General features: G+C 70.1%; 11 protein-coding genes and 3 pseudogenes. 10 read left to right on the top strand and 4 right to left on the bottom strand.

The genetic code is table 11. The features are described 5' to 3' along the window. A pseudogene (locus CTZ28_RS45815) lies at window positions 1-139 on the bottom strand (xylose isomerase); the annotation flags it as partial. 179 nt (window positions 140-318) lie between these two features. On the opposite strand from CTZ28_RS45815, the gene xylB reads away from it, so the two are divergent. The 3 genes from xylB to CTZ28_RS45800 all read left to right on the top strand — a co-directional run bounded on the left by xylB (window position 319) and on the right by CTZ28_RS45800 (window position 3,943). Next, window positions 319-1,764 carry a xylulokinase gene (gene xylB, locus CTZ28_RS45810; protein WP_121895880.1) on the top strand — a complete coding sequence of 482 codons (1,446 nt, stop codon included), beginning with the start codon at window positions 319-321 and terminating at the stop codon, window positions 1,762-1,764. A 54-nt stretch (window positions 1,765-1,818) separates the two neighbouring features. Next, window positions 1,819-3,027: an ROK family transcriptional regulator gene (locus CTZ28_RS45805; protein ID WP_121895879.1), complete on the top strand. Its 1,209-nt coding sequence runs from the start codon at window positions 1,819-1,821 to the stop codon at window positions 3,025-3,027. 424 nt (window positions 3,028-3,451) lie between these two features. Beyond that, a complete protein-coding gene (locus tag CTZ28_RS45800) occupies window positions 3,452-3,943 on the top strand; it encodes an NUDIX hydrolase (protein WP_121895878.1) in 492 nt (163 codons plus the stop codon). Window positions 3,944-4,000: 57 nt separating this feature from the next. Here CTZ28_RS45800 and CTZ28_RS45795 read toward each other — a convergent pair whose 3' ends face one another. After that, complete coding sequence (locus tag CTZ28_RS45795; protein WP_121895877.1) at window positions 4,001-4,921, bottom strand: DUF4232 domain-containing protein; 921 nt, start codon at window positions 4,919-4,921, stop codon at window positions 4,001-4,003. Between the two features lie 285 nt (window positions 4,922-5,206). On the opposite strand from CTZ28_RS45795, the gene CTZ28_RS49240 reads away from it, so the two are divergent. The 5 genes and pseudogenes from CTZ28_RS49240 (at window position 5,207) to adh (ending at window position 9,661) form a co-directional block, all read left to right on the top strand. Continuing rightward, a complete protein-coding gene (locus tag CTZ28_RS49240; protein ID WP_259472112.1) occupies window positions 5,207-5,665 on the top strand; it encodes a hypothetical protein in 459 nt (152 codons plus the stop codon). Further along, a pseudogene (locus CTZ28_RS49235) lies at window positions 5,659-5,948 on the top strand (acetamidase/formamidase family protein); the annotation flags it as partial. The gene CTZ28_RS49240 and the pseudogene CTZ28_RS49235, both read left to right, overlap by 7 nt. A gap of 51 nt (window positions 5,949-5,999) precedes the next feature. Further along, complete coding sequence (locus CTZ28_RS45780) at window positions 6,000-6,599, top strand: N-acetylmuramoyl-L-alanine amidase (RefSeq protein ID WP_121895876.1); 600 nt, start codon at window positions 6,000-6,002, stop codon at window positions 6,597-6,599. Between the two features lie 175 nt (window positions 6,600-6,774). Next, a complete protein-coding gene (locus tag CTZ28_RS45775) occupies window positions 6,775-8,082 on the top strand; it encodes a GAF domain-containing protein (protein WP_121895875.1) in 1,308 nt (435 codons plus the stop codon). Window positions 8,083-8,137: 55 nt separating this feature from the next. Next, window positions 8,138-9,661, top strand: a complete 1,524-nt coding sequence (gene adh / locus CTZ28_RS45770; protein WP_121895874.1) for an aldehyde dehydrogenase — start codon at window positions 8,138-8,140, stop codon at window positions 9,659-9,661. A gap of 161 nt (window positions 9,662-9,822) precedes the next feature. On the opposite strand, the gene CTZ28_RS45765 is transcribed toward adh, so the two are convergent. Further along, window positions 9,823-11,205, bottom strand: a complete 1,383-nt coding sequence (locus CTZ28_RS45765) for a site-specific integrase (RefSeq protein WP_121895873.1) — start codon at window positions 11,203-11,205, stop codon at window positions 9,823-9,825. Beyond that, window positions 11,196-11,393 (bottom strand): helix-turn-helix transcriptional regulator, encoded by a 198-nt coding sequence (locus CTZ28_RS49230; RefSeq protein WP_121895872.1) that lies wholly within the window; start codon window positions 11,391-11,393, stop codon window positions 11,196-11,198. Before CTZ28_RS49230 ends, CTZ28_RS45765 begins: the two co-directional genes overlap by 10 nt. A 510-nt stretch (window positions 11,394-11,903) precedes the next feature. On the opposite strand from CTZ28_RS49230, the gene CTZ28_RS47605 reads away from it, so the two are divergent. Both CTZ28_RS47605 and CTZ28_RS50090 read left to right on the top strand, forming a co-directional pair. After that, complete coding sequence (locus CTZ28_RS47605; RefSeq protein ID WP_183154906.1) at window positions 11,904-12,170, top strand: hypothetical protein; 267 nt, start codon at window positions 11,904-11,906, stop codon at window positions 12,168-12,170. 21 nt (window positions 12,171-12,191) lie between these two features. Then, window positions 12,192-12,339, top strand: a pseudogene (locus tag CTZ28_RS50090) (IS630 family transposase); the annotation flags it as partial.

Below are 12,339 nucleotides of genomic sequence, written 5' to 3'. Positions count from 1 at the left end.
CGAGTTCCGCCAGGCGCCGGACCGACTCGGCCGGGTCCAGGGCCCGGCGGGTGGCGTCCCCGAACGGGTCCCTGCCCTGCCAGCCGACGGTCCACAGGCCGAACGTGAACCGGTCCTCAGGGGTGGGCTGGTAGCTCATGCCGCGGCTCCTTGCTCGCTTACGACTATTTCGTCATGGCGGTTTACAAATTAGTATGCGGTCGCATCCCTGGGAAGGGAGAAGATGTCCTCAAAGGGGTGACGTCCCGGTCGCCTCCCCCGGACATACCGAAGAAGACCAGGTCAGATCCCCGCGAGCCGCGGAAAAGGGAGAGCCCGATGTCAGCAGCCGATGGTCCGCTCGTCGTCGGCGTGGACACATCCACCCAGTCCACCAAGGCGCTGGTCGTCGACACGGCCACCGGCCGGGTCGTGGCGAGCGGCCAGGCGCCGCACACCGTCACCTCCGGCGCGGGCCGGGAGAGCGACCCGCGCCAGTGGTGGGACGCCCTGTGCGAGGCCCTGCGCCAGTGCGGCGACGCGGCGCACGAGGCCGCCGCGGTGTCGATCGGCGGCCAGCAGCACGGGCTGGTCACCCTGGACGGAGAGGGCGAGCCGGTCCGTCCGGCCCTGCTGTGGAACGACGTGCGCTCCGCGCCCCAGGCCCGCCGCCTGGTGGAGGAGCTGGGCGGCCCGAAGGCCTGGGCGGAACGCACCGGCAGCGTGCCCGGGGCGTCCTTCACGGTCACCAAATGGGCCTGGCTGGCCGAGCACGAGCCGGCGGCGGTCCGCGCCACCAAGGCGGTGCGGCTGCCCCACGACTACCTCACCGAGCGCCTCACCGGTCAGGGCACCACGGACCGCGGCGACGCGTCCGGCACCGGCTGGTGGGCGTCCGGCACCGAGGCGTACGACGAGGAGACCCTCGCCCATGTAGGCCTCGACCCGGCGCTGCTGCCCCGCGTGGTCCGGCCGGGCGAGGTGGCGGGCACCGTGCGCGACAGCCATGACCTGCCGTTCTCCAAGGGCACTCTGGTGGCGCCCGGCACCGGCGACAACGCAGCGGCCGCGCTCGGCCTCGGGCTGCGCCCCGGCACCCCGGTGCTCAGTCTCGGCACGTCCGGCACCGTCTACGCGGTGTCCACGCACCGCCCCGCCGACCCGACCGGCACGGTCGCGGGCTTCGCCGACGCGCGCGGGGACTGGCTGCCGCTGGCCTGCACCCTGAACTGCACCCTCGCCGTCGACCGCATCGCCGCGCTGCTGGGCCTGGACCGGGAGGCGGTCGAACCCGGCACCGCCGTCACCCTGCTGCCCTACCTCGACGGCGAACGTACCCCGAACCTGCCCGACGCCTCGGGACTGCTGCACGGACTGCGCCACGACACGACGGCGGGGCAGCTCCTGCAGGCCGCGTACGACGGCGCCGTCCACGCGCTGCTCGGCGCCCTCGACCTGGTGCTCGACGAGGACGCCGACCGGAGCACGCCCCTGCTGCTGATCGGCGGCGGCGCCCGCGGCACGGCCTGGCAGCAGACGGTACGACGGCTGTCGGGGCGGCCCGTGCAGGTGCCCGAGGCCAGGGAACTGGTCGCGCTCGGCGCGGCGGCACAGGCGGCCGGGCTGCTGACCGGCGAGGACCCGGCCGCGGTCGCCCGCCGCTGGAACACGGCGGCGGGTCCGGTGCTGGACCCGGTGGAGCGGGACGAGGCGACGCTGGCCCGGATCTCCGGGGTACTCTCCGACGCGGCCCCGCTGCTGGCCCGCGGGACCGACACCCCGTGACCGGCACCGCGCCGGAACACCGCTGAGGGACACGGAGCGAGGATCGACGCAGGCATGACCGCACCGCTGCACGAGGGGCCGCCAGGTTCCGGCCGCGCCCTGCCCGACACCCAGCAGGGCATGCGCCGCCGCAACCTGGCCAGGGTGATGCACACCGTCAGCGCCGAGGGGCCGCTCTCCCGGGCCGCGGTCGCCTCGCGCATCGGGCTGACCCGGGCTGCGGTGTCGACTCTCGTGGAGGAGCTGACCCGTTGGGGGCTCCTGGAGGAGCTGGGCCCCGAACGGCCCGGCCGGGTGGGGCGGCCGGGGTCGGCGCTCGCCGTCAGCGGCCGCGGCCCGGCCGGGATCGGTGCGGAGGTCGGCGTCGACCACCTCGCGGTGTGCGCGGTCGACCTGCGCGGCGAGGTACGCGCGCGTGCCGTGCGGCACGGCGCCAACCGGGGCCGGGCCGCCTGGCCGGTGCTCGACGAACTCGGCGCCCTGGTGCGCCGGGTCGTCGCCCAGGCCGAGCGGGCGGGGCTGTGGCCCGCCGGGCTCGCGGTGGCCGTGCCCGGCCTCGTGGCCCGCGACGCCCGCACGGTCGTGCGCGCCCCGAACCTGGACTGGCGGGACACGGACCTCGGCGCCCTGCTGCCCTTCGGCCTGCCGCTGACCGTGGACAACGAGGCCAACTTCGGCGCGCTCGCCGAACTCTGGCTCGGCGAGGGCACCCCGCGGGACTTTCTGCATGTGTCGGCCGAGATCGGCATCGGTGCCGCGGTCGTCGTGGACGGGCAACTGCTGCGCGGCACCCGGGGCTTCGCGGGCGAGCTGGGCCACGTCCCGGTCCGCCCTGACGGCCCGCGCTGCCCGTGCGGCGGGCGCGGCTGCCTCGAACAGTACGCCGGAGAGGAAGCGGTCCTGCGCGCGGCCGGCCTTGTGCCCGGTGAGGATCTGGTCGGGCTGCTCGCCCGGCGCGCCGACGAGGGACACGAGGGCGTACGGCGGGCCCTGCACGACGCCGGTACGGCGCTCGGCATTGCCCTGACCGGCGCGGTGAACCTGCTCGACCCGGAGTCCGTGGTGCTGGGCGGCGCGCTGGCCGGGCTCTCGCCCTGGCTCCTGCCGTCGCTGGCGGGCGAACTGGCGGACCGTACGGCGGGGCCGCCCTGTCCCGTGTCGGTGTCGCGGCTCGGCCCCGAGGGGCCACTGCTCGGGGCCGCGCACTCCGTGGTGCGGGCGGTCCTGGACGATCCGGCGACGGTGGCCGAACACGTCGCCTGACGGCGGGGCGGCTCAGCCGAGGAATGCCCGACCGCTCCCACGAAGCGCTCGCCGCCGTCGAGCCAGGGGAAGTAGTTGGTGCCCGGCTGGATCCTCCTCGGCGGCCGGTGGTGTTGCGCCACCTCGTCCCAACGGCCTTGGGCGACGGATGCGATGGCCTGCCAACAGTCGGCGGTCGCCCGGCCGGTGGCTGAGCCGCGGGCAGGCGGACAGGCCGCCCAACTCGCCCAAGCGGATGCCTGCATGGGGCCGCCCGACAGACAGGCCAGCGGGGTGCCGTCACCGAAGACGTGGCGGGCCAGTTCGGTGCCGTCGGGCGCGGTGCAGGTGGGCATGCCCCTCGCAGGAACGTTCGGGCCGGGCAATCGGATTGTCCGGTGATCCCAGGTGGAAGACATGCAGCGTCCGACACCGGGAGGCGTGCATGACGGACTGGGTGCCCCGCGAGGAGTGGATCGAGTCGCAGCCGCGGACCCTCCTCGCCTCGTGCGTGGTCGTGCTGGACGGCCGGGGCCGCCTCCTGCTGCTGCGCTACGGGCCCGGGCAGCCGACCGCCGGCAACTGGTGGCTGCCGGGTGGGATGCTGGATCACGGCGAGGACCCGAGGACGGCGGCGCGGCGGGAGATGCGGGAGGAGACGGGCATCGAACTCGGCCCGGCGCCCCGGCTGATCGGCGTCGACCACCGGGCGGACGTGCTCGGCACGGGTCCGGTCCTCGACTGCTTCTTCGACGGGGGCATTCTCGCCGAGGACGCGCGGATCCGGCTCAGCTCCGAGCACGACCGGCACGGGCGGTTCGCCCTCGCCGAGTTGGCGCGGATACCGCTCGCCTCCGGCCTCCCGACGCTCACCGCCCTGTACACGGCGGCGGTGGCCGGTACCGTCGCATACCTGCGGGAGGGCATTCCCGTGTGACGGCCGGGAGAGGGTTCCCGGTGTCCCTCGCCGTGTCGGGCCCGCCGTGCCGGGCGGTCACTGCCGCTCGGTCCGCTTCCACGGGCCGACGGCGAGCTTCCCCGTCGTGCCCAGGTCCAGTTCCGGTGTCACCATCACCGGCGCGGCGCCCGGCTTCGCCCACACCCGCACGTAGGGGGCGTTCACCGGGGTGCCGGAGAGCACCGTGTTGCGCCACACCAGGCCAGTGTGCGCGCGCTCGCCCGGCTTCAGGACCAGCGGCCGCGGCGGCCCGTCGGCTCCCGTGCTGCCGGCCACGGAGGACCCGTCGTGCAGGATCCGCAGCCCCTCGACCTTCCGGTGGGCGTCGTCGAGCACGCTCAGCCGAGGGTATCCCTCGATGTGGTAGGTGTCCGTGCCGCAGTTCTCCAGATGAAGACTCACCACGCGAAGTCCCATGGCTGCGTCGCCCTCGTCCGTGTACACGCGCACCCCGGACGACGGACAGGGTCCTCCCGGGGCCGGTGCCTCCTCTGTGGGGACGCTGCGCACCTTGACCACCTCCACCTGCGTTCCATCTACCGTGCCCCTCGGCTGCGCTGCCGTGCCCCTCGGCTGCGCAGGCATGTCGACCATGCCCGTCACAGTGGCCTTGGGCGCGACGGACGCGAGGACACGTGCCGCGTTCACCGGCATTGCGCCGTTCCCGGGCCGGAACCGGAAGGTGACGGTGTACCGGAACGGTTTGTCGTGGGGGTTGGTGACCTGGAACACCGCGCAGTCACCGGCCGGGCCACGGACGTCGGTGATCCTGACGCCGTCCGTCTCCGCTCCGTGACCACCACCCGTCGCTGTCGCCGTCGACTTCGGCGGTGGGGTGACGTCGCACGTGGTGGGACCGGACTCGTCGGAGGACCGACCCGGTACCTGGCTGCCGCAGGCCGTCAGGAGCAACGCGGCGGCGACGGCCATGAGCGGCGGGAGCGGCGTGGCACGCATCCGCCAAGTCGACCAGGATTCGAGCATGCTGTGCTGTGACCGGGACCACTCTTCCCGTCACAGCGTTGTCACAGAGACCGAGCAATCATCCGAAATCCGGGGCGAGTTCCCTCGAACGAGTGGCGGCGTTGTCCACAGTTCCGTGCTCGTCCACCGATTCACACGGCTCGCTTCTGCCCAATCCGCAAGCGCCGTACCGTAATTCACGCGAGACGCAGCCGGTCGCCGGGTCGCCCCGGCTGCGGGCGCGAAGTGGAGAGACGAGAGGAACGAGGGGGTTCACGGATGTCGGGGGAAATCACCGCAGGGCTGCGGCGGGACGCCATCGGGCTGCGCGAAGTCCTGTTCCAGAGCATCACGGCCATGGCGTCGGCCGCGGCGGTCACCGCTTCCGTTCCGTCGGGTGCGGCCCTCGCGGGCGGCAGCCTGCCGCTGTGCGTGCTCATCGCGCTGGTCGCCTGCGTGTTCACCGCGTCCCGCGCCAACGTCTCCACACGCACGACCGAGCTGACGGCGCCGGTGTCGTACGCGGGACCCGCCGTCGGCGTGTGGACGGCCGCCGGAGTCGTCGTCCTGGTGATCCTGATACGACGTCATCCGGAGCACATAGCCGACAGGGCGCGCGTCCACCTCGGCGAACCCGTGCCCGCCGGCCCCGGCAGAATGGAGTTGCAGAGCGATGACCGACCCGCGAGTCCGGACACTGCGACCTCAACCGGGCGAATACGCCTGGCCGTTCGCTGAAGGTGCGCTCGGCACTGGTGCTCGACACGCACGGCGGCAACATGGACACACCCGAGATGCGCGCCGGTGTCACCTGCTGCCTCGGGGTGAACGTCGCGGGGGCGCTGCTCAACTGGACGCGTGCCAGTTCGCGACCCAGGCGGTCGAATCGTCGTTGGTCAACGTGTGCGACACCAACTACACCTGCGTGGCGAAGATCCGCAAGGAATGGCTGCCCGCCCGAGAGACCCACCGCGGAACACACCCACGGTCGCGCGAGACAGCGGAGGCGCTGCACACCTGATCTCGCCACGGCAGTTCCCGAATCCCCCCACTTCTGAAAGGCGAATCGACCATGGACCGGTCCCGACCGCTGCCCAGCAGACGACGGATCCTGCAGGGCGCGGCCCTCGCCGCGGTGCCCTACGCGCTGCTACCCGACGCCCGCGCCGGCGCGCAGACCCAGGCCATCGACTACCCGTCCGCCGAGTGGCAGCCGGCGAGCACCTCCAACTACACGGCTTCCACCCGTCCCAACGCCTATTCCGTGGACCGCGTGATCGTCCACGTCGCCCAGGAGACGTATGCCAGCACCCTGTCGATCTTCCAGAACCCGCGGAAGAAAGTGTCAGCGCACTATGTGGTCGGTTCCGCGGACGGGCAGGTGGCGCAGTGCGTGCGTGAGGCCGACATCGCCTGGCACGCGGGAAACTGGGACTACAACACCCGCAGCATCGGCATCGAGCACGAGGGCTGGGTGGATCAGCCCAACTACTTCACCGATGCGATGTACACGCAGTCGGCGAGGCTGACGGCGGCGATCTGCGACCGATACGGCATTCCCAAGGACCGGGAGCACATCCTCGGGCACGTCCAGGTGCCCGGGACCGATCACACCGATCCGGGGCCGAACTGGGACTGGGTCCGCTACATCAGACTCGTCAACCTGGCCTGACCGATCCGCCGCCCCGCCCACCGCTCCGTCGGGCGTTCGTCGGGCGCCCGTCGGGGGTCGTGCGCCCGGCACACGCCCCTCGCGTTTCATTCGGATCAGGCCGGTCGAAACGGTTGTCCGCGCCAGGCCTCCGAGTCACGATGTCCCCCACCGCATCGCTGTCCGAGGAGGCCGGGTGACCGATCCATGGGTGGCCCTGGAGCCGGGGGCCGACCCCAGCGAACGTGTCCGTGTGCTGCGCCGCGCGCATGAGACGTTCACCACGGCCGGCACCGTGCCGCGTCCGGTGCGGTCGGTGGTGGCGGACTCATGGCGGCGCTCCGCACGGGCAGGCGTAGGGCCGGACGGCAGCGCGAACGTGGAACTCACGGACGGCGCCCTCGGCGCCTACCGTGCGGAACATCCACTGGCCCGGGTCATGCCGCTGTTCCGGGAGCTGATGGGCACATTCGCGGCGGACGGCGAGCATCTGCTCGCGGTGTGCGACGCGCACGGCAGGCTGCTGTGGGTCGAGGGCCACCCGGCGACCCGGCACAGGGCGGACCGGATGAACTTCGTGCCGGGTGCGCTCTGGGCGGAGAGCGCCGTCGGGACCAACGCGCCGGGCACGGCCGTCGCCATCGGCCGGCCGGTGCAGGTCTTCGCGGCCGAGCACTTCATCCGGCGGGTGCAGCCTTGGACCTGCGCGGCGGCGCCGGTGCACGATCCGCGCACCGGCCGGGTGCTCGGAGCCGTGGACATCACCGGCGGAGACGGGCTGGCACACCCGCACAGTCTGGGATTCGTGCAGGCGGTGGCGCGCGCCGCCGAATCCCAGCTCGCGCTGCTCTCCCCGCCGCGGCCCGCGGGCGAGGCGGCGGGCCTGGCCGCGCTGGGCCGCGACGAGGCGCGGCTCCTGCTGGACGGGCGCCGGATCACCCTCAGCCGTCGGCACAGCGAGCTGCTGGTGCTGCTGGCCCGCCACCCGGAGGGTCTGACCGGCGACGAGTTGCTGTGCGCGCTGTACGAGGACGAGTCGGTGACGCCGGTGACCCTGCGTGCCGAACTGGCCAGGCTGCGCAGGCTGTTGGGTCCGGGGCTGCTCGCGTCACGGCCGTACCGGCTGACGGCTCCGGTGGAGTCCGACGTCGCCGTGGTGGAGCGACGGCTGGCGGCGGGCGCGGTCACTGCGGCCGTGGCGGCGTACACCGGTCCGCTGCTGCCCGGCTCGCAGGCACCGGCCGTGGTGCGGCTCCGACGGCGCCTCGCCGACGGCTTGCGTGCGGCTCTGATCGCCCGCCGGGACCCCGATCTGCTGGCCGACTGGGCGCACGCGTCCTGGGGCGAGGACGACTTGGAGGTGTGGCGGGCACTCACCGTAGTGCGGCCGACGGCCATGGTGCGGGCACGTCTCGAGGAGCTGGAGTCGGAGCTGACGGCACCGCGCGCACCGGCTGCCGCGCCGACCGGCCGTGCAACGTGGTTGCAACGTCCGCGTCCCTAGCCTCACCGCGGGAGCTGCCCAACGGCGGGCAGCGCTTCACCGGAGGCAAACCAGGATGACCCGTTACGCGGCACCCGGCACCGAGGGCGCGATCGTCTCCTACCAGGCGCGCTACGACCACTTCATCGGCGGTGCGTACGTCCCGCCGGCGCGCGGGCAGTACTTCGAGAACCCGTCGCCGGTGAACGGGCAGCCGTTCACCGAGGTGGCGCGCGGCACCGCGGAGGACGTGGAGCGAGCCCTGGACGCGGCGCACGCGGCCGCGCCGGCCTGGGGCCGTACGTCCGTCGCGGAGCGGGCCGGCGTCCTGCTCAAGATCGCCGATCGTATGGAGGCCTCGCTCGAACAGCTGGCGGTGGCCGAGAGCTGGGAGAACGGCAAGCCGGTGCGCGAGACGCTGGCGGCCGACATCCCGCTCGCCATCGACCACTTCCGCTACTTCGCGGGCGCGATCCGGGCGCAGGAGGGCTCGCTGGGCGAACTCGACGACGACACGGTCGCCTACCACTTCCACGAGCCGCTGGGTGTCGTGGCGCAGATCATCCCGTGGAACTTCCCGATCCTGATGGCGACCTGGAAGCTCGCGCCCGCGCTCGCCGCGGGCAACGCGGTGGTCATCAAGCCGGCCGAGCAGACCCCGGCGTCGATCCACTACTGGATGAGCCTGATCGCGGACCTGTTGCCGCCGGGTGTGGTGAACATCGTCAACGGTTTCGGCGTGGAGGCGGGCAAGCCCCTCGCGTCCAGCCCGCGGGTGGCGAAGGTCGCGTTCACCGGCGAGACCACGACGGGGCGGCTGATCATGCAGTACGCCTCCGAGAACATCAAGCCGGTCACGCTGGAACTCGGTGGCAAGTCCCCCAACATCTTCTTCGACGACGTGTGGGCGCGGGACGACGACTTCCGCGACAAGGCGCTCGAGGGCTTCACGATGTTCGCACTCAACCAGGGCGAGGTCTGCACGTGTCCGTCCCGGGCCCTGGTCCAGCGCGGCCACTACGCCGAGTTCCTCGACGCGGCGGTCGAGCGCACCCGGCAGATCAAACCCGGCCATCCGCTGGACACCGACACGATGATCGGAGCACAGGCCTCCAACGACCAGCTGGAAAAGATCCTCTCCTACCTGGACATCGGCCGGCAGGAGGGCGCCAGGGTGCTCACCGGCGGCGAACGCCTCGACCTAGAGGGCGAGTTGAAGGGCGGGTACTACGTCCAGCCGACCATCTTCGAGGGCGACAACCGCATGCGGATCTTCCAGGAGGAGATCTTCGGACCGGTGGTGTCGGTGGCCTCCTTCGACGACTTCGACGACGCCATCAAAATCGCCAATGACACGCTGTACGGCCTAGGGGCGGGCGTGTGGACGCGCGACGCCAACACCGCGTACCGGGCGGGCCGCGCCATCCAGGCGGGCCGCGTCTGGACCAACTGCTACCACGCCTACCCGGCACACGCGGCATTCGGCGGCTACAAGCAGTCCGGGATCGGCCGCGAGACACACAAGATGATGCTGGAGCACTACCAACAGACGAAGAACCTCTTGGTCTCGTACTCCCCGAAGAAGCTGGGCTTCTTCTAGAGACCTGAAAAAGGGTGCCTGAGCTGGGAAAACTCCCAGCTCAGGGACCTTCGACGGGCCTATCAGGCAGCAAGGCGAAAAGTCCCCTCACTCCCGTTACATCCCACCGCCGTCCCAGTTCTGACCAGCTGATCCGGAATATTTCCGGACCAGCCAGGCCCCTAACCCCGCACCTGAGGATCCTCCCATCGGTCCATCGACCGCTCGATCAACTCGTTGGCACGGTCACGCGTTCCGGCCAGGAACTTCGCGTAGTAGCGAAAGAGCACGTGAATGCTCTGCCCGGCCCTGCGGGCGCATTCGGCGGGGTCCACTCCGGAGGCCAGCCAGAACGAGATGCCGGCATGCCGCAGGTCATAGGGCCGCTTCGCGAGATTCAACGCGTGCTCGTCGACGGTGAATACAGCTTCTCTGGCACGGTTCCACGTGATGTTGTACGCGGAGGAATCGATGTAGTTGCCTGCTGCGTTCTGGAAGATCCGGCCGTCCGGAGCTATGCCGAAGCGGGCGATGTGTTCGCGCAGCATCCGGACCAGCACGGGTGGGACAGGGACAGGACGGGTGGCCTTGGTCGCTCGGCGCTTCAAAGAGTGGATCTCATGGACGGAGCCGTCATCCGTCCACTCCTTTCCCACCGCGACAACGCCGCCTTTGAGGTTGAGCAGTCCCCAGCCGGTTACGGGAAGGCGGCACTGGGACTTCTTGAGGTGAATTACCTCCGCCGGACGCATCGCGGCGTAATACATGCAGCCGAAGAAGGCATACAGGTGGGGCCCGCGTCCCGGCAGTCGGCGTACGGCTTCAAGCAGCCGTGTCACCTGGATGGGGTTGGGTACACAGTCGGGATCCACCTCGTCGTCCACCGCAGGAGCCGTCCATCGTAGGCCGACGAGCGGGTTGTGGGCGAAGTACCCCTTCTCCACAGCCGTGGAGAAGACCTCGTTGACAGCAGCCTTCTTGCGCTTGGTGGTCTTGGCTGCGGCGACAGTCCCGTCCAGTTTCCGACACAAGGCATCAAGCCCCCTGCGCAGCACATCGGGGTCTTCCAGTTCACCGAGGGGCAGCGACTTTCGCTCCAGCCAGGCCAGCGCGGCTGCCCAGTCTCCGCGAGGTTCGTGTGCCCAGGAGTTCTTGTTGAGTGCCCACGAGTACACGGCCCTACGCAGCAAATATGGCTGATGATAAGCAGCCCCCTTCTCTACGAAGGCAACAGTGATCGTGGCCAGGGCCTCGGCAATCGTGCGACGGGTGTTTCCAGGAGTACGTTCCCAGCGGTCGTCGATGTACTCCCGAGCCAAGGTATACCAGGTGATCCGCTGCCGGAGGGCACGCAACTCAGAGGCCGGCAGGCCCGTTTTCGGGTCGAACGGCTCTCCCTCACGCGCGGCAGTCATGAGCTTTGCCCTACGACTCTCCGCAAGGGCCTTGGTCAGGAAGGATTCAGATTTCTCGCGGCCATTAACCGTCCAACGCACATCGAACGCCTTGGCCCGACCAGACCGCTCGCGAATCTCCCAGAATCTGACCTTGTAACTCAATACCATTCAGGCGTATCTCTTTCGCAGGATTCCCACCATGCATCCAAATCGGTGCGGCGGCAGCGTAGTTCTCCGTTCGGTAGCTTAATCATCCGAGGCGCCATACCTCGCGCCCGAAGTCGGTAGAAGGCAGACGGGCTCATACGGATCTCCGCAAGGACCTCGGCAAGTTTGAGTGCAGGGGGACGTGGCATTGGAGTCACCTCGCGCAGGGGGTAATTGGTGGGAGCGACATGTGCAGAGCCCCGCCAAGGTGTACGACGCGTCTGTACTGCCGCGATCCGTGAAGCGGCGGCTGCGGATCGGTCAGAGCCCCCTCGATGGGGACCGCTTTGCCGCCTTCCATCTGCCTGCCACTTCGGCTCGTTCGCGAGACTCCACCGCCAAGCACAGCCGCTGCGAACGAATCAACACTCCCCACGATCGCCGGTTTGCCCAACCGGCGATCTTCGTCTATGTTGCGCCCACCTCACACAGAAATCGACGTCCCGTGCCGATTACGATGCTGTCCGCTTGCTGGGCAAGACGCAGCCTGGCCTGAGCGGTGCCAGAGACCAACCGAGTAGGGCCAAGGGTGTGCATACACAAGGGGACTTCTCATTGACTCATCTAGTGGCCGCTTACCGATCAATTAATACGGGGATCTGTAGGTTGACATAGCCCTGGCCGGAGCTCCAGTCATTCAAGACGTTTTCTCGTCTGCTGTGAGCGAATGCTCTGCCGGGATCACGGCCGAGCTCGACGAGCGGAAGGAGACCACCTACGGAACACCGCAAGGCGGCATCCTCTCGCCCCTGCTGGCCAGCATCGCGCTTTCCGCGCTCGGCAACCATCTTGCGGACGAGTTCGACTTCATCAGCTTCCACATCGTTTGGATGCGGAAACGGGGATGGACAAGTGGCGCTTCTATACGTTCATCGCCGACTACTGAGCTTCAAAGCGTGGTGTCGGTGGGGGCTGACGGTTCGTGATCCCTGCGGTATGCCGATTGCATGAGGTATGCGCAAGGGGGCGGGCTGACCGACGAGTGGCGTGCCTTCCGTGAGAAGTTGAGGATGGAGGCTGCCGAGCGGTTCGTCCTGGGCGAGGAGAACGTGGTCATCGCGCACGACCTGCGGGTCGGTGTCCGGTCGGTACAGC

The organism is Streptomyces shenzhenensis, from assembly GCF_003688995.1.
GTDB classification, from domain to species: Bacteria; Actinomycetota; Actinomycetes; order Streptomycetales; family Streptomycetaceae; genus Streptomyces; species Streptomyces shenzhenensis_A.
This window is presented reverse-complemented; position numbering and strand designations above follow the sequence as displayed.

Coding starts and splice junctions, on each gene's coding strand:
- CTZ28_RS45805 (WP_121895879.1), top strand. CDS start 1,819: ATGACCGCACCGCTGCACGAGGGGCCGCCAGGTTCCGGCCGCGCCCTG.
- xylB (WP_121895880.1), top strand. CDS start 319: ATGTCAGCAGCCGATGGTCCGCTCGTCGTCGGCGTGGACACATCCACC.
- CTZ28_RS49230 (WP_121895872.1), bottom strand. CDS start 11,393: ATGCCACGTCCCCCTGCACTCAAACTTGCCGAGGTCCTTGCGGAGATC.
- CTZ28_RS45765 (WP_121895873.1), bottom strand. CDS start 11,205: ATGGTATTGAGTTACAAGGTCAGATTCTGGGAGATTCGCGAGCGGTCT.
- CTZ28_RS49240 (WP_259472112.1), top strand. CDS start 5,207: ATGTCGGGGGAAATCACCGCAGGGCTGCGGCGGGACGCCATCGGGCTG.
- CTZ28_RS45795 (WP_121895877.1), bottom strand. CDS start 4,921: ATGCGTGCCACGCCGCTCCCGCCGCTCATGGCCGTCGCCGCCGCGTTG.
- CTZ28_RS45780 (WP_121895876.1), top strand. CDS start 6,000: ATGGACCGGTCCCGACCGCTGCCCAGCAGACGACGGATCCTGCAGGGC.
- CTZ28_RS45800 (WP_121895878.1), top strand. CDS start 3,452: ATGACGGACTGGGTGCCCCGCGAGGAGTGGATCGAGTCGCAGCCGCGG.
- adh (WP_121895874.1), top strand. CDS start 8,138: ATGACCCGTTACGCGGCACCCGGCACCGAGGGCGCGATCGTCTCCTAC.